This window comes from Buttiauxella izardii, assembly GCF_003601925.1.
Lineage (GTDB): Bacteria > Pseudomonadota > Gammaproteobacteria > Enterobacterales > Enterobacteriaceae > Buttiauxella > Buttiauxella izardii.
Genome location: NZ_QZWH01000020.1, coordinates 67094 through 83143 on the forward strand (window position 1 = coordinate 67094; position 16050 = coordinate 83143).

Sequence of the window (16050 nt, forward strand, 5' to 3'; positions counted from 1 at the left end):
CCCGAGGGAGAGGGGATTGACCGGATTTCCACCTTTCCTGAGGGAGAGGGTATTGACCGGATTTCCACCTTTCCTGAGGGAGAGGGGATTGACCGATTTTCCCCCTCTCCTGGGGGAGAGGGCCGGGGTGAGGGGATGTGGATTACTGAACCGCTTTATTCACGTTGCTCATCGCCGACAGCGCGGCGGTGAGGCGATCCAAATCACTCAACTGGTTTTGCAGCGCCGTGACTTTGGTGGCTTTCTCAGGTTCGGCTAACCCTTTGTTGTCCTTCACGCCTTGCATCTGTTTGAACAGGGCGAGCTGGCGAATCGGCACCAGTTGCAGGTCGCTGGACGGGCGGAACGGCGCCCAGGTCAGGCCCTTCAATACAGCGGCTTCTTCCGGCGTTTTGCCGTAAGTCATAAAGAAGTCGTAGATTTTGTCTTTGGTGTTTTCAGAAAGGTTTTTACGCCACACGATCGGATCGCCTGGGATCAACGGGGATTTCCAGATGACTTTCAGATCTTTGAATTTTTCAGGGGCGGTTTGCTTCAAACGATCGAGGTTTTCAGTGTTGTTGGTCGCCACGTCCACTTGTTTGTTCGCCACCGCCAGCGCGTTGGTTTCGTGGTTGGCGTTCACTGAACGCTTAAATTCGTTCGGTGCCGCGTTGTTCTTGGCGAAAACGTAATATCCAGGGACGAGATAACCGGAAGTCGAGTTAGGATCGCCATTGCCAAACGTCAGCTCTTTGCGTTTTGCCAGCATGTCTTGCAGGTTATTGATTGAGCTGTCTTTGTTCACGATCAGCACGCTCCAGTAACCCGGAGAACCATCTGCCGCCACCGTTTGAGCAAACACCTGGCCGTTGGCGCGATCCACCGCTTCCATCGCCGAAAGGTTGCCGTACCAGGCGATATCCACTTTGTTAAAGCGCATGCCCTGAATGATCCCGGCGTAATCCGGCGCGAAGAACGCATTCACTTTCACGCCCAGTTTCTTCTCCATATCCTTCAGGAACGGGTCCCACTGGGGTTTCAGGTTTTGCTGGGATTCGGTGGAGATAATGCCGAAGTTCAGGGATTTTTCTTGCTCATCCGCATGGGCTGCGTTGAACAGGGCGCTAACGCTTAGCAGGCTGGTAAAGGCGAGTGCTTTTACGGCTTTGTAGCTCATGACTGTTCCTTGAAGTAGATAGCAAAGTGGTTAGGCAGCAACCGCATCAACGCGATTAATGCTGCGGTAGAGATTTCCCAGCCGTTCGTTGTCGAACGCCGAGCTGCTTCCGTCGTAAAACACATGGCCCTGGCGCAATGCGACAATGCGTTCGCAGTAGCGCAGGGCGTAATCCACCTGATGCAGCGTCACCACCACGGTGATGCCGTCCAGACGGTTAATGTCGTGCAGCGTTTCCATCACGATGCGTGCGGATTCCGGGTCGAGTGAGGCAATCGGCTCATCGGCCAGAATCACTTTCGCCTGCTGCATCAGCGCCCGGGCAATCGCCACGCGCTGCTGTTGCCCACCGGACAGGGTGGAGACGCGTTGATAAGCAAATTGCGCCATGCCGACGCGGATCAGCGCCTGCAATGCACGTTGCTTTTGTTCGCGGGTAAACCAGTTAAAACAGGTGCGCCAGAACGGCGTGGCACCGAGCGCGCCAATCAGCACGTTTTCGAGCACCGTCAGGCGGTTGACCAGGTTGAACTGCTGGAAGATGTAACCGGTGTGAGCACGGCTCTTGCGAATGTCGCTCGCCAGGCGGCCAGCTTTTTGTACGGTGCGGCCCAGTAATTCAACGTGGCAATCGGCGGATTTATCAGACGTGATCAGCCCGCTCAGGTGGCGTAAGAGGGTGGATTTGCCTGAGCCTGACGGCCCCAGCAGAGCGACCATCTCACCTTTATTCACTTCCAAATCAACCGCATTCAACGCCTGATGGTTGTTGAAGGTTTTGCTCAGTTTGTTGACGCGAATAATTGTTTGCATCACACGGGCTCCTTAAAAAGTTGCCTCATGGTGACGATGAATTGTGACGATTTTGTTAAGGATAAGTTTCGTTATGATGAAGAGTGAGCGGGTGCCTGGAAGTCATCAGGCAAATCAACTATTTGTCGTATTGTTTCGCGTTTCGTTTTTGTCTTTGCTTACAGATACCCCTCGGTCTCTGGGATCGCAGCAATGAGCAAGAATATTATTTTTTGTGCCGATGGCACATGGACAGCTCCTGGTGTTGAAGAACAAGCGGATGATGAAGCCGTCGCCAGTAATGTTTATCAGTTATTCATTGATTTAAAAGGCGTTGTCGACCAGCAAAGTTTATTGCTGGCGAATGAACAAGAAAAGACGCTTACCGATAACAGCGGCAATGTGCTGCAAGTGGCGAAATATATTCATGGCATGGGCGACCCGCATAACGGGCTGGTGAAACGCCTCGGCGGTGCATTTGGCGCGAGTTTAATTATCCCGATTATTCGCGGTTACACCTTTATTAGCCGCCACTGGCAACCGGGTGACCGAATTTATCTGGTGGGATTTAGCCACGGTGCATACACCGTGCGGATGCTGGCGGAAATGATCATCGACCGTGGCCTGCTCAACCGCGAACGGCTGCATTTAAGCGTGCGCGATAAAGAGGAAGCCTGGCGTTTTGCCTCGTCGATTTGGGCGCAATATCTGGCCCACGCGCCCGATATGAGCCCGAGTATTTTGGGGAGCGTATTACGCGAACTGCCGGGTTTTTTCTGCGACAGCGTCGATCCTACCTGTATTACGCGCCCGGCGTCGATTGAAGCCGTTGCCGTATGGGAAACCGTCGGGCAAATGGGTATTCCTAAATATTTCAATGACAAGCGCTACGGTATTTTCCGTTTTAACAGCACGGAGCTGCATTCGCGGGTGAAATATGGCTTACAGGCGATTGCGATTGACGAGCAGCGCGTCGATTTATCCCCCGTTTTGTGGGACAACCGTGACCGTATTTTGCAGGTGATGTTTCCGGGGATTCATCACGATGTGGGCGGTTATTACAAGGGCACTGACGAAGATCGTTGTTTGTCGAATGGCGCGTATTTGTGGATGCACGATGCGCTCGACGATTTGGGAATTCATCTGGCGCGTGGCGAAGTGGTGTCTGACGCGCTGGGGCCGATGCACTGCGAATGGTATCCGCCCACGCGCTATTTGCGCATTATGCCGCGCCAACTTCCCGCGCCCGTGAGTTCGTCGATGATGGTGCATCAGTCGGTGATTGAGCGGTTAAATGGCGGGAAATCGTTGCTACAGCAGTCGGCGATAAGCGGGGAATGGCAGGCCGGGCCGTATGTTCCGCAGCCGTTGTTGGATTATCTGCCTGGGGGAAATGTGATTCCCATTAACTGGGCGATTGCGCGCTAAAACGGTGGCGAGCGGGGCTAGAGGGTGGAACCCTATAACCCCGTTTTGTCGGATGACGCTGCATTTATCCGACCTACACAAAGGGGAATCTGTTACATCGGCTTTTCGACATTCACCATCCACGGAATACCGAATTTATCGGTCAACATTCCGAAACCTTTCGCCCAGAAAGTTTCACCGTACGGCATGGTGATATCGCCACCGGCGGCGAGATTATCAAACCAGCGTTTGCCTTCGTCGACATCTTTACTGGTCAGACTCAGCGCGTAGCCCGTGTGTTTCACTTTATCGGCGCACATATTGCCGTCGCTCATCATCACTTCGCCGCCGCCGATACGCACATTGGCGTGCATGATTTTATCGTCGGGCCAGTTAAATCCGCTGCCGCAACCTTCGGCGGTGTCGCTCGCTTCATCTTTCGGCATTTCGCCAAAAGTCATTTTAAACAGTAACTCAGCACCAACGGCCTGCTTATAGAACGCGATGGCTTCTTCGCAGGTGCCGTCGAAAAAGATGTAGGGGCCAATAGACATGACTTAATCCTCTTAAATGCGGATGCACAAGAAGTGTAGTCGTGGGGGGAGGGGCAAGCCAGGCGGGGGAAGTGCTTTTCACCCTCGCCTGGCGTGAGCTTTTGTCGGTCGGATAAGCGAAGCGTCATCCGACGCTGACTCAGTTCTTCTTCACAAACTCAGACTTCAACTTCATCGGGCCAAAACCATCAATCTTGCAATCAATGTTATGGTCGCCTTCAACCAGACGGATACCTTTCACTTTAGTCCCAATCTTCAGCATTGAAGAGCTGCCTTTTACCTTCAAATCTTTCACCACGGTGACGTTATCGCCGTCCGCCAGCAGGTTGCCATTGGCATCTTTAACAATCAGTTGGTCGCTATCTTGCGCCGGTTCGGCATCATTCCATTCATGCGCACATTCCGGGCAAATAAACATACCGTTGTCTTCGTAGGTGTACTCGGAACTGCATTTAGGGCAATGAGGAAGGGTCATGTTAGTCGTCTCGAACATTAAAATTTAAAAATAGCGGGTTACCGCCAAAAGTGGCGCGATTATACATTAAAACCTTACTTTTGTGGGGAGAAATGGCGTGGCACTTATTGGCGTAAGGAAAGCAGCAATAAGAAAGTGCTATTTTAAAATCTTATTTAATTGCTAAATTCGCGACGAAAATACAGAATTGGATTATTGAAATGCGTTATTGTATTTCCTCCCGGCTATTTGTCTGGGCACCTTTCATATGAAAATAAAACCTTAATTATAATATTAACGAATAAATGATTTCCGCACGTAATTATAATTACCGGTACAGAATGACCACAAAAATATAAAGACTTTTAAAAATCCGCGTAATTTGATTTAAGTAAGGATTTTTTATGCACACACAAGCAATATTTGAGTTAAGTCAGGAAGCTGAACGGTTGTTACAGCTCGCGTTGCAAAACCTGAATATATTAAAAACGACCTCTTTTACGTCACAGCATAACAATCATTATTTCGACCAGGCGCGAACGGCAACGACTGCGAAGTTTTCCCCTGCCAGTATTCAGGCGCAGCAAGCGCTGCTGCAAAACGAGCTGCGTAAGATAACCCAGCATGAAATGGTGCTGGCGATTGTCGGCACGGTAAAAGCGGGAAAATCCACCACCATTAATGCCATTATCGGCACTGAGGTTTTGCCGAATCGCAATCGCCCGATGACGGCATTACCGACGTTAATTCGCCATACGCCCGGCCAGCGTGAACCGGTGCTGCATTTTCCCTATGTTCAGCCCATCGAAAAATTGATGGAAACCTTGCAAACTCGTTTGCAACAAACCGACCGTGAAACGCTGACCAAACATCTGGATATGGACAGGGATATGGCGGGGTTATTAACCCGCATTGCCGAGGGAAATTCATTCGCTAAGCATTATCTTGGTGCGCAGCCGATATTTCATTGCCTGAAAAGCTTGAATGACCTGGTGCGTTTATCCAAAGCGCTGGATGTGCCTTTTCCCTTTAAAGCGTATGCCGCGATTGAACATGTGCCGGTGATTGAAGTGGAGTTTGTCCACCTTGCGGGAATGGATGAAAGCCACGGCCAACTGACGTTATTAGATACCCCAGGGCCGAATGAAGCCGGGCAACCGCATCTGCAAAAAATGCTTCAGGAACAACTGTCGCAGGCCTCCGCCGTGCTGGCGGTGCTGGATTACACCCAATTAAAATCGGTTTCTGACGAAGATGTGCGTAAAGCAATTTTGGGCACGGGAACCTCCGTTCCGCTGTACGCGCTGGTGAATAAGTTCGACCAGAAAGACCGTAATAGCGACGATGAAGAACAGGTTAAAGCCTTAATTTCCGGCACATTAATGAAAGGCACGCTTGATCCGAGCCATGTCTTCCCGGTGTCGTCAATGTGGGGATACCTTGCCAATCGAGCGCGACATGAGCTGAATCTCCATGGAAAATTGCCAAACCCAGAGCAGCAACGCTGGGTGCAGGATTTTGCTGATGCCGCGCTGGGCCGCCGCTGGCGTTACGAAGATCTGGCCGATGGTGATGCATTACGCCAGGCGGCTGAATTGCTGTGGGAAGATTCGATGTTTGAAGCGCCGGTCAAAACGGTGCTGCATGCCGCACATGCCAACGCGTCGATGTACGCGCTGCGCTCGGCCTGCCAGAAATTGCTCAACTACACTCAGGGCGCGGAAGATTATCTGAGTTTCCGCTGCCAGGGCCTGCAAATTGCCAGCGAACAGTTGCAGCATAATATCGCCGCACTGGAAGATGACATGCATCTGGCGGCATCCAGCCAGCAGTCGGCAAACATCGTGGCGCAGAATAATGTGAAGCAAGCGGTTGAAGCGATGGGGGATTTTCTTCGTCGCTACGAGCAGCAAATTCAGGCGCATATTCAGGATTATTTCCTGAACGGCACCATACCTGAAAAACTCACGCGCCAGGCGATGTCGTTTGGAACCCAACGGGGCAGCGACTTTGACGCCCGCCAGGCGACGCTCAGTTTTGACGATGAACCTTCGGCACAAATCGCTTTGCACCGCATCCGCGCTTCCTGCGAAATCATTCTGACCGCCGCGCAGGAAAAGATGACTGAGGAGTTAACTCACCTTTTCAGCTATCTGGAGGTCGAACTGGCGGATACGCTGCGAAATACCCTAAAACCCATTGAGGCTCGCGTCGCGCAAGGGCTTACGCAATCGGGATTTCGCACCAATATTAGCCTGCCGGTATTTCACGTTGGTTTATTAAACTTCAATGCGAATCAGGCGTTTAACGAATTAATTGAAGAGCAGGATATTCCGGTCGCGCAATTACGCCGTCCGGCGGGAATGCGTGGCACGGTGGCTCGCTGGCTTAACAGCGACGACTGGGGTTGGGAAGGTTACACCGTGATGCAAAGTCGCTACGTGATTTCCCTGGCCGACGTGCAAAGCAAATTGTGCCAGCACGTCGCCGATTTCCTGTTGCAGCTCAATCAAACCATGGCGGCGCAAATTGAAATTGCGGTGACGGAGGGAATGATGGCCTTCTTTGCTGATTTTTCCCAGGCGCTGGAAGCGATACGCCTGAACCTGCAACAGAGCCTGTTGGCGCGTCAGCAAAATGAAGACGCGGTGGCTGCTTTGCATCAGCAGCTACAGCAATGTGTCAGAACCACGCGCTATATTCACGAGGACACCCGCCTGTTACGGGATGATATTCAGACGCTTTTTACGGTAGAACAGCAATGAGTAGTTTATTACCTGGTATTCAAACCCGCGCTCTGGAATGTGTTGCCGAGAAATTTGTCGTCGACTTTGCCAGGAACAGTGCCGTCACGCGTGAACCGTGGCGTAGCCCGCAAAGCAAAGCCTTTTATCAACGCCTGACCGGGGAATTTATCGGCCAGAGCCAGCTACAAAAATGGGCGCTGAACGAGGTGTTAGTGGACACGCCAGAAGTCATGCTGGCGATGCTTGGGCAGCTTTGCCAGCGTGTCGCCAAAAAGCACCGGGCGATGGTGAAAGTTTATGAAAGCGTCACCGCGCTGGCTGCCGCTTCGGCCCGCATAACGCACGATTCCACGGATATTCGCCAGCAGCTCTCGCAGGTGCAGCAGCAATTGGCGCAGCGAGTCGGCAAGCTGGAAACCCAACTACAAGGCAACGATTTAACCCATCTGGGAATCGTGCATTGCGAGCAGGTTTTTGCCCGCTGGCAGGCCGGGAATTACGTTAGTTTTTCCCCCGCCGGGCGTTGTTATATTGCGTTGCAGGAGCTTTATTGGGGCACGTTTGGCGATGCGTTGCGCTTCGGTAATTCATTGCAGGTTACTGAATTAATTGAACAAGCCAGAGGCCGCGCCATCAGCCAATTGGCCGACGATGTGAATGCGTCCGTTCGCACTCGTCATTACTATTATGAATGGCTTATGTTCCCCTCAACGCCTGAAATGATGGAAAGCAAAGAAGCGCTGGCCTGGCTTGGAGACGATTGCGACGGTGATAAACACCCGGTTAGTTTTGCCACCACGCAAACCCATCAGGGCGTTTCGCTGGGTATGCCGCGTATTTGCTCGGCCATGCGTTTGGGTAGTGCGATGGTGGATGAGATTTTTAATTAAAAGTCGCAATTAACCTTAATTATTTCTGGGATATATTTATATTCCAGAAATAATTATTCTCAGCGAATCATCCTATAACCTCGCAAAAATGAATAATAATTTCAGCCTAAGTAACAGCACTATCTCGCTGTTTATTATAAGTAAAAAATCATAAGTACCATCATCTCTGTCAAAAGTACCAATTGTTAAAATTCATTCTGTGTTGTCCCTCACTTGCTGCTTTTTACACCGCACCGCAGAATCTATTTACCGCATATCGCGGAGAATAGAACATATAAAAAGGGGATGTGATGAAGAAGATCTTTTTATGCTGTGCAGCCGGAATGTCTACCAGCATGTTAGTGGAAAAAATGAAGCAGTCCGCCACTCATCGCGATATTGCCGTTGAAATTACGGCAGTGCCAGTCTCTGATTTTGACCAAATTATTACCGAAGCCGATGTTATTCTGCTCGGCCCGCAAGTGAAATTCCAACTGAAGAGTTTATCCAGCGCCGCCGCGGCTCACGGCGTGCCTGTCGATGCCATTGATATGATGCAGTATGGCTCGATGCAAGGCGATAAAGTGCTGGATCACGCCCTGTCATTACTTAACAACCCACAATAAGGGCAGGCGATGAATACCCGTTTTCCTGATAATTTCTGGTGGGGAACCGCTACCAGCGCAACACAATCTGAAGGGCATCAACCCGGTGATGGCAAAGGGGAAAATATCTGGGACTATGCCTCGCATCATTATAATCAGCGCTTTTTTAATGGTGTTACCGCAGACCAGACCTCGACGTTTTACCAGAATTATCGGGAAGATATTCAGCTTGCTAAAAATATCGGTCTGAACTCGTTTCGCACTTCTATTTCCTGGTCACGATTAATCCCTGACGGTGATGGGGAAATTAACCCGCAGGCGGTCGATTTTTACAATTCCGTGATTAACGAACTGCATGCCCAGGGTATTGAACCGTTTATTAATCTTTACCACTTTGATATGCCGATGGCGCTTCAGGAAAAAGGCGGCTTTGAAAATCGTGAAGTGGTGGATGCATTCGCCCGTTATGCGGAGATTTGTTTCGACCTGTTTGGCGACCGCGTGCGTTATTGGTTCACGTTTAACGAACCGTTGATTCCGGCTGAAGCGGGATATTTGCATCCTCGCCATTACCCGTATGTGACTAATTTCCGTCGAGCAGCCCAGGTGCTTCACCATATTGTGCTGGCACACTGTAAAGCCGTTGCGGCCTGGCGACGCATGAAGTTGCCGGGGAAGATTGGCATCATCATGGATGTGATCCCGGTTTATCCGCGCAGTGATTCCCCGGAGGATTTACTGGCCGCAGAAATGGCGGATCTGTTTTATACCCGCAGTATTAACGAACCCATTTTATTAGGGCGTTACCCGGACGAATTAATTGCTCTGCTGAAAGAACACGAACAGTTGCCGCAAAGTTTACCAAGTGATTGCGAGCTGATTGCTAAAACCAAAATTGATTTACTGGGAATCAATTACTACCGTCCGCGCCGCGTAAAAGCACGTGAAACCTTGCTCGAAGAACCGCACGGTTTTGTGCCGGAACGTTTCTTCGAGGAATACATTATGCCGGGGCGCAGGATGAATACTTCCCGTGGCATTGAGATTTATCCCGCCGCGCTTTACGACATTGCAATGGTAGTGAAAGAACGCTACGGCAATTTACCGTGGTTTGTTTCTGAAAACGGCATCGGTATTTCTGACGAAGAACAGTTCGTGGTTAACGGCCAGGTTCAGGATGATTATCGAATTGAATTTCTTCAGGAACATCTGAGCTATTTGCATAAAGCGATGGCCGATGGCAGCAACTGTCTGGGCTATCAAATGTGGACGTTCATCGACTGTTGGTCCTGGCAAAATGCTTATAAAAACCGCTACGGTTTTTACCGCCTGGATTTAGAAACGCAGCAACGCTCATTGAAAAAGTCGGGACAGTGGTTCCGTTCGGTCATTGAAAATAACGGATTCGAGAGGGCATAACATGTCTTACTTTGAAAGACTGGCTGAAAAGATGCTGCCGGTGGCGAATGCTATCGGCAATCAGCGTCATATGCAGGCAATTCGCAACGGGTTAATTTCTATTTTGCCGCTGACGATTGTCGGATCGTTTTTCGTTATTTTGCTCAATATTCCCATCAAAGGTTATATGGATTTTATCGCGCCGTGGCGCGATATGCTGGATGTGCCGTTCCGCTTCACCGTCGGGCTGATGTCGCTGTATGCCGCCTTTACTATCGGCTCTTTCCTCGGGAAAAGTTACAAGCTCAATGATATTACTAGCGGGCTATTAGCGATGCTGGCGACCTTGTTGATGATTGTGCCCGTCAACATTAAACAAGGGATTACGGTTGCCGGAGAAGCGGTATCAGGGCGTTATATTCCCATCACCTCGCTAAGTTCGCAGGGGCTATTTGGCGCGATTATTTCCTCACTGATCGCCATCGAAATTTACCGTTTTATTAAAGTCCGAAATATCGAAATTAAGATGCCTGAAGGCGTGCCGCCAGTGGTCGCCAGTTCGTTTTCAGCGCTGTTCCCGACGCTCGCCGTAGTGCTGGTTTTCTGGATCCCGCGCCACTTCTTTAATATCGATATCAACGCCATCATCAGCTTTATTATTATGCCGCTCAAAGGATTTATGACCGGCACGAATCTGTTTGGCGGCATTGTGACTCAGTTCTTTATCGACCTGTTCTGGGTGTTTGGTATTCACGGCCATGCCGTGATGGGGCCGCTGATTCGCCCGCTGTGGGATCAGGCGATTGTGCAAAATATGGAGATGTTCCAGGCGGGAACCAGCGCCTATGAATTACCGAATATCTTCACCGAGCAATTCTTCCAGTGGTATGCGCAGATGGGCGGCACGGGTTCGACACTGGCGTTAGTGGTGTTGTTTATACGTTCGAAAGCGATTTATCTGAAGCAGTTGGGGAAATTGTCGTTTATTCCTGGGTTATTTAATATCAACGAGCCAATGATATTTGGTGCGCCGATAGTCATGAACCCGATTCTGGCGGTGCCGTTTATTCTGGCTCCGATGGTGAACACCGTGGTGGTTTATCTGTTTACCATAACCGGACTTATTCCCCGCATGATGGTGAAGCCGCCGTTCACTATTCCGGCTCCGCTCGGCGCGTTAATTACCACCAACTGGAACTTGATTGCCTGCGGGCTGGTGTTTATTTGCTTCTTTATCTCTCTGGCAATTTATTACCCGTTCTTCAAGGTCTACGAGAAAAAGATGCTGGAAACTCAGCAGCAGCAACAAGAAGAAGAGAAGGCTAAGCAACTGGCTGACGCTTAAGATTGTTCCCGCACTTCCTCCAAAATACCGTCGTGCCATCCACCGCGCAAAGTGTGGATGGCGCTATCGCTATTTTTCTACATTGAAGGATAATGGTCGATTCTGAAACGACAGTTTAATTTTGGTTAAGGGAAGAGGCGTGAACAACAACGTTTCGCTGTTTACTAATAAGAAAATCGCATGGATGGGGGCCGCTTTTTGTTGCCTGTTATGGGGTAGCGCTTACCCGGCAATAAAAAACGGCTATGAAATATTTCAGATAGCGACGGACGATCTGGCTGGGAAAATTGTCTTTGCCGGTTACCGTTTTGTGATAGCGGGCCTGCTGTTGCTGGTGTTTGCTTCTTTGCAAGGCAAGTCGGTTGTTCGTTTATCACGGCAGCAATTCTCACAACTCGCGCTACTTGGCGTGACGCAAACCGCGATTCAATACATCTTCTTTTATATTGGGCTGGCCTATACCACAGGTGTGAAAGGCTCAATTATGAACGCCACCGGCACCTTCTTTAGCGTGTTGCTGGCGCACTTTATCTACCAGAACGACAAGCTCAGCATTAATAAAGTGGTGGGCTGTGTGCTCGGTTTCGCCGGGGTGATGGTGGTGAACTTCAACAGCCAGTTGATGGACTTCAGCTTTAGCCTGATGGGCGACGGGTTCGTGGTGTTGGCGGCGTTTATTCTTTCCGCCGCGTCGCTGTATGGTAAGCGTATTTCGCAAACCATGGACGCGACCATTATGACCGGCTGGCAACTGGCTATCGGCGGCCTGGTGCTGACGATTGGCGGCTATGCCAGCGGCGGCACACTGGCGTTTCATGGCTGGGAATCGGTGGCGATCCTCGGGTATTTGGCACTGCTTTCATCGGTGGCGTTTGCCCTCTGGAGCCTGCTGTTAAAGCACAACCGAGTGGGTATGATTGCGCCGTTTAACTTCCTGATCCCGGTATCTGGCGCGGTGCTTTCGGCGATTTTCCTGCAAGAAAGCATTCTCGAATGGCGTTATGCGTTAGCCCTGGTGCTGGTGTGCTTTGGTATCTGGCGGGTGAACGTGGTACGCAGATAGTTTACAAAATCATCAAATACAGGCCATTATTTAGAAGGTTGGCGGCAGGGGATTTGTAGGTCGGGTAAGCGCTTATCCACCCTACAAAACCTTGTCGGCTATCCGATCTTTTATCGATAAAGGGCCTGCAAATGACCAGACTGACCGCGAAAGATTTCCCTCCTGAATTACTCGAATACTTCGATTTCTACGTCCACGGCAAAATCAGCAAACGTGAATTTCTCGATATCGCAGGCAAGTTTGTCGTCGGCGGGCTGTCGGCGGTGGCGCTCGGCACCTTGTTAACGCCGAATTACGCCTTCGCCACGCAGGTGGAATTTACCGACCCGGATATCGTGGCGGAATATATCGAATACCCAAGCCCGCAAGGCCACGGCAAAGTGCGGGCCTACATGGTGCGCCCGGCGAAAGCGACGGGCAAAGTGCCGGGCGTGGTGGTGGTGCATGAAAACCGTGGTCTGAATCCGTACATTGAAGATGTGGCGCGCCGCGTTGCCAAAGCCGGATTTATTGCCCTTGCACCGGACGGTTTAAGCTCGGTGGGCGGTTATCCGGGCAATGACGAAAAAGGCCGCGAGCTGCAATCGCAGGTCGATCCCACCAAACTGATGAATGATTTCTTCGCCGCGATTGAGTTTTTGATGCACCACGAGGCGGTGACGGGCAAGGTCGGCATCACCGGTTTTTGCTATGGCGGAGGCGTGGCGAATGCGGCGGCGGTCGCTTATCCGGAACTCGCCGCAGCCGTGCCGTTTTATGGTCGCCAGGCAAAAGTGGAAGATGTGCCGCGTATCAAAGCGCCATTATTGCTGCATTTTGGCGAGCTGGACTCGCGTATCAACGAAGGCTGGCCCGCGTATGAAGCGGCTTTGAAGGCGAATAATAAGGTTTACGAAGGTTATATTTATCCCGGTGTGAACCACGGGTTCCATAACGATTCGACGCCGCGTTATGACAAAGCGGCGGCGGAGCTGGCGTGGAAGCGGACGATCGACTGGTTTAATAAATATCTGGTTTAGCTTTGAATCAGGATCCTGGCCCCCAGCGCCACCCCATTTTTGCCGGTGCGTTTAATCATATACATCGACTCATCGGCACGAATCACCGCATCGTTAAAATTATCGCTGGCCCAGGATTCGTTCACGCCAATCGAAGCGCCGACTTTTGCCGCGCCGTTGCTCAATTCAAACGGTGTGATCGCCGCATCCAGGCAGCGCATCGCGATGTTGTGGATTTCCGGATTATCCAGCGTCCACGGCAGCAGTAGAATAAATTCATCGCCGCCGATACGGCCAATTGTCACTTCCGGCGGGCAGGCATCACGCAGGCGCTGGCTGAGTTGCAACAGCACTTCGTCGCCGCTGCGATGCCCCAGGGTATCATTCACGTTTTTGAAATCATCCAGATCGATAAACGCCACCGACAGCGAGCCGAGGTTTTTCAGCAAATCGAACTGCGCGTGTAGCGCGTGGCGGTTGGCAAGCCCGGTCAGCGGGTCGTGATTAGCCAGTTTCGCAAGCTGCTGTTCATACTGTTTTTCTTTAGTCATGTCGATGTGCGTGCCGGTGACTTTCAGCGGCTTTCCGTCATCGCTCCATTCCGAAACGCGCCCCCGGTCGAGCACCCAGGTGATAGTGCCATTTTTGGCCTGCATGCGGTGCAGCGCCTCATAAAACGGGGTATTTCCCTCTAGATGGTTATAAAACGCCGACAGCACCATTTCCTTGTCTTCAGGATGCAAATGCTCACGCCACACATCAAAATGAGCGCTAAGTTCTTTGGGCTGAAAACCCAGCATGGAACCCCAACGGCGGTTAAAAATAATCAACTTCCCGCTTGGCACATCGAGCTGCCATAAGCACAAACCCGTCCCGTCCAGAGCCGCACTCAGCTTGTTACGCGAGTCGTGTGCGATTCTTTTCAGACGGGCATTGTGCTTCTTGAGGTTCTGGATCTGTTGCCTGAGGATCTCTTCTGACATTGACCATAGTTATGTTCAAATAATATCCATTCTTAACAGCTATTAATTGGTTGTAAATATGGTCGTGAAAAAATCGTTTTAATTTGAGTTAAGTTGGGATCAGGAACTCGTTAGTGGTCGATATACAGATAGTGCATCCAGCTGGTCATGCGCAGCAGGATTTTGCGGATAAACGAAACGTGCTTGAAATAATCTGAGTAAATCGCCACCTGGCCCATCGTTCCGGCGGGGAGGTTCTTCATGTCGGCCATATTGTTCAGCTCGATTTCCGCATAAATGCCGTCGAGTTTCGGGTCGAGACTTAAGCCTTGTAGATGGCCTTGCGCCTGGTAGCTGCTGCTCGCGACCACAGGCAGGATTTGTTTCACTTTCCCTTTCACCACGCTGCCTGGCAGGCCGTTAAATACCACTTCGGCTTCATCGCCCGCCGTTAAACGCAGGGCCGAGTTCTGGCGGAATACGGCATACACGCTGTTTTTCTGCTCGGGAACAAAAACCATCACCGGGCGCAGCGGCAGCGGGCGCACGAACATGCCGGGTTTGAGCAGAAGTTGCGTGGCGTAGCCATCGCTCGGCGCGTAAATAACCGTTCTTGCGAGGAAGTATTCCGCTTCTTTAAGTTTTGATTTCAATTGGTACACAGCGGCGTTTTCGCCGTTGATCATGGCGCTCAACTGGGCAGCCGTGGCATCGCGTTTAGAGAGAACCGAGCGCCACTGAGCATGCGCTGCCAGGTAGTTTTGCTGTGCGCGAACCACTTCCTGGTCGGTAAACGGGCTTTTCATTTTGTCTTTGCTGCCGTTCTGGTAACGATTGGCATCTTTCAACGCTAAATCGCGGACGGCTTTTGCCTGGGCGATATCGGCATTTTCGGAGGCGAGCCGCGCTTTGAGCATTTCCACGTTTTGCTGGGCGGTTTCAATCTCACCTTTCAGCGCTTCGACTTTTGACTCGTATGCCGTCGGGTCGATACGGAACAGGAAATCACCTTTTTTCAGTTTCTGATTGGCATGAGGCGTGACTTCAACCACCACGCCTTCCACTTCAGGAATAATAGGTAGCGTGACGGTCACCATCTGAGCGCGTTCAGAATAAGGATGGTTGTAATTCATTAATAACAGCAGTGAGCCAATCAGAATAACACCGCCCAAAACGGCGGTGGGAACCGTCCATTTATTTAACGGGATTTTGAAGAATTTAAATATACCGAAGCAGATCGCGGTATAAGTGAGAATAAGTAATAAGTCCACAATAAATCCTGATCAATTAGTCGGTCGCTGATGACTTTGTTGGCGTTTTCTCATGCTGAGCTTCGAGCATCGCTATTCTTTCGCGTAAGGCATCCATTTCATTATTTTTAACCGCAAAGCCCCAGCCTCGGTCTTCACGATATAACATCGCCCAGATCCACAGGAATGGCCATAAAACATGTAAGGTGAATAAACTGACCCAACCCGCAGCGTGAATCGCATCCTGGTGAGGATGATTACGATGTACGGCGATTTCATAGGGAATATCGTGTACCACAATTACGCCATAAAATAGCGTCAGCCCAACAAAGATAAGTGCCGCCAGAGCGACGTAATCGAGAAACATACTTGAAACCTGATGAAGAAATTTCAGGAGACATTAATGAGAAGGGGTGAATGGCACCACTTTTATTTTGTTTAAAAATA

Annotated in this window: 15 protein-coding genes; 8 read left to right on the forward strand and 7 right to left on the reverse strand. The window is 50.7% G+C overall.

Annotated elements, in window-relative coordinates; all coding sequences use genetic code 11:
* Positions 1 to 142: 142 nt before the first annotated feature.
* Both phnD and phnC read right to left on the reverse strand, forming a co-directional pair.
* Positions 143 to 1159 carry a phosphonate ABC transporter substrate-binding protein gene (gene phnD / locus D6029_RS10385; RefSeq protein ID WP_120064689.1) on the reverse strand — a complete coding sequence of 339 codons (1017 nt, stop codon included), beginning with the start codon at positions 1157 to 1159 and terminating at the stop codon, positions 143 to 145.
* 30 nt (positions 1160 to 1189) lie between these two features.
* Entirely contained in the window at positions 1190 to 1972 is a 783-nt protein-coding gene (phnC, locus tag D6029_RS10390) for a phosphonate ABC transporter ATP-binding protein (protein WP_120064690.1), read from the reverse strand.
* 192 nt (positions 1973 to 2164) lie between these two features.
* Between phnC and D6029_RS10395 the strand changes: the two genes are divergently transcribed.
* On the forward strand, positions 2165 to 3379 hold the full coding sequence (locus tag D6029_RS10395; protein WP_120064691.1) for a phospholipase effector Tle1 domain-containing protein: 1215 nt from the start codon (positions 2165 to 2167) through the stop codon (positions 3377 to 3379).
* Positions 3380 to 3471: 92 nt separating this feature from the next.
* Here D6029_RS10395 and yjdN read toward each other — a convergent pair whose 3' ends face one another.
* Positions 3472 to 3912 (reverse strand): VOC family metalloprotein YjdN, encoded by a 441-nt coding sequence (gene yjdN / locus D6029_RS10400; protein WP_120064692.1) that lies wholly within the window; start codon positions 3910 to 3912, stop codon positions 3472 to 3474.
* Between the two features lie 139 nt (positions 3913 to 4051).
* The gene (locus D6029_RS10405) at positions 4052 to 4387 is read right to left on the reverse strand and encodes a zinc ribbon domain-containing protein YjdM (RefSeq protein WP_115631462.1); all 336 of its coding nucleotides are present in this window, start codon (positions 4385 to 4387) and stop codon (positions 4052 to 4054) included.
* Positions 4388 to 4770: 383 nt separating this feature from the next.
* Between D6029_RS10405 and D6029_RS10410 the strand changes: the two genes are divergently transcribed.
* From D6029_RS10410 to yghX, 7 genes are all read left to right on the forward strand, one after another.
* A complete protein-coding gene (locus D6029_RS10410; protein ID WP_120064693.1) occupies positions 4771 to 7131 on the forward strand; it encodes a dynamin family protein in 2361 nt (786 codons plus the stop codon).
* Positions 7128 to 8003 (forward strand): diguanylate cyclase regulator RdcB family protein, encoded by an 876-nt coding sequence (locus tag D6029_RS10415; protein WP_120064694.1) that lies wholly within the window; start codon positions 7128 to 7130, stop codon positions 8001 to 8003. Before D6029_RS10410 ends, D6029_RS10415 begins: the two co-directional genes overlap by 4 nt.
* A gap of 290 nt (positions 8004 to 8293) precedes the next feature.
* Complete coding sequence (locus D6029_RS10420; protein ID WP_120064695.1) at positions 8294 to 8608, forward strand: PTS sugar transporter subunit IIB; 315 nt, start codon at positions 8294 to 8296, stop codon at positions 8606 to 8608.
* Between the two features lie 9 nt (positions 8609 to 8617).
* Positions 8618 to 10006: a glycoside hydrolase family 1 protein gene (locus D6029_RS10425; RefSeq protein WP_120064696.1), complete on the forward strand. Its 1389-nt coding sequence runs from the start codon at positions 8618 to 8620 to the stop codon at positions 10004 to 10006.
* A gap of 1 nt (position 10007) precedes the next feature.
* Complete coding sequence (locus D6029_RS10430; RefSeq protein WP_120064697.1) at positions 10008 to 11330, forward strand: PTS sugar transporter subunit IIC; 1323 nt, start codon at positions 10008 to 10010, stop codon at positions 11328 to 11330.
* 184 nt (positions 11331 to 11514) lie between these two features.
* Positions 11515 to 12393, forward strand: a complete 879-nt coding sequence (locus tag D6029_RS10435) for a DMT family transporter (RefSeq protein WP_120064731.1) — start codon at positions 11515 to 11517, stop codon at positions 12391 to 12393.
* Between the two features lie 131 nt (positions 12394 to 12524).
* A complete protein-coding gene (gene yghX / locus D6029_RS10440) occupies positions 12525 to 13412 on the forward strand; it encodes a YghX family hydrolase (RefSeq protein WP_120064698.1) in 888 nt (295 codons plus the stop codon).
* On the opposite strand, the gene D6029_RS10445 is transcribed toward yghX, so the two are convergent.
* From D6029_RS10445 to D6029_RS10455, 3 genes are all read right to left on the reverse strand, one after another.
* Positions 13409 to 14374 carry a sensor domain-containing diguanylate cyclase gene (locus tag D6029_RS10445; RefSeq protein ID WP_120064699.1) on the reverse strand — a complete coding sequence of 322 codons (966 nt, stop codon included), beginning with the start codon at positions 14372 to 14374 and terminating at the stop codon, positions 13409 to 13411. The two genes, yghX and D6029_RS10445, sit on opposite strands and share 4 nt — an antisense overlap.
* A gap of 110 nt (positions 14375 to 14484) precedes the next feature.
* Positions 14485 to 15624, reverse strand: a complete 1140-nt coding sequence (locus tag D6029_RS10450; RefSeq protein WP_120064700.1) for an HlyD family secretion protein — start codon at positions 15622 to 15624, stop codon at positions 14485 to 14487.
* Positions 15625 to 15640: 16 nt separating this feature from the next.
* Entirely contained in the window at positions 15641 to 15970 is a 330-nt protein-coding gene (locus D6029_RS10455) for a DUF3302 domain-containing protein (protein ID WP_120064701.1), read from the reverse strand.
* Positions 15971 to 16050: the final 80 nt, after the last annotated feature.

Excerpts from the sequence above, each read along its gene's own strand:
- D6029_RS10405 (WP_115631462.1), bottom strand. The coding sequence starts at position 4,387 with ATGACCCTTCCTCATTGCCCTAAATGCAGTTCCGAGTACACCTACGAA.
- yghX (WP_120064698.1), top strand. The coding sequence starts at position 12,525 with ATGACCAGACTGACCGCGAAAGATTTCCCTCCTGAATTACTCGAATAC.
- phnD (WP_120064689.1), bottom strand. The coding sequence starts at position 1,159 with ATGAGCTACAAAGCCGTAAAAGCACTCGCCTTTACCAGCCTGCTAAGC.
- D6029_RS10415 (WP_120064694.1), top strand. The coding sequence starts at position 7,128 with ATGAGTAGTTTATTACCTGGTATTCAAACCCGCGCTCTGGAATGTGTT.
- yjdN (WP_120064692.1), bottom strand. The coding sequence starts at position 3,912 with ATGTCTATTGGCCCCTACATCTTTTTCGACGGCACCTGCGAAGAAGCC.
- D6029_RS10425 (WP_120064696.1), top strand. The coding sequence starts at position 8,618 with ATGAATACCCGTTTTCCTGATAATTTCTGGTGGGGAACCGCTACCAGC.
- D6029_RS10430 (WP_120064697.1), top strand. The coding sequence starts at position 10,008 with ATGTCTTACTTTGAAAGACTGGCTGAAAAGATGCTGCCGGTGGCGAAT.
- D6029_RS10410 (WP_120064693.1), top strand. The coding sequence starts at position 4,771 with ATGCACACACAAGCAATATTTGAGTTAAGTCAGGAAGCTGAACGGTTG.
- D6029_RS10445 (WP_120064699.1), bottom strand. The coding sequence starts at position 14,374 with ATGTCAGAAGAGATCCTCAGGCAACAGATCCAGAACCTCAAGAAGCAC.
- D6029_RS10435 (WP_120064731.1), top strand. The coding sequence starts at position 11,515 with ATGGGGGCCGCTTTTTGTTGCCTGTTATGGGGTAGCGCTTACCCGGCA.
- D6029_RS10420 (WP_120064695.1), top strand. The coding sequence starts at position 8,294 with ATGAAGAAGATCTTTTTATGCTGTGCAGCCGGAATGTCTACCAGCATG.
- phnC (WP_120064690.1), bottom strand. The coding sequence starts at position 1,972 with ATGCAAACAATTATTCGCGTCAACAAACTGAGCAAAACCTTCAACAAC.
- D6029_RS10395 (WP_120064691.1), top strand. The coding sequence starts at position 2,165 with ATGAGCAAGAATATTATTTTTTGTGCCGATGGCACATGGACAGCTCCT.
- D6029_RS10455 (WP_120064701.1), bottom strand. The coding sequence starts at position 15,970 with ATGTTTCTCGATTACGTCGCTCTGGCGGCACTTATCTTTGTTGGGCTG.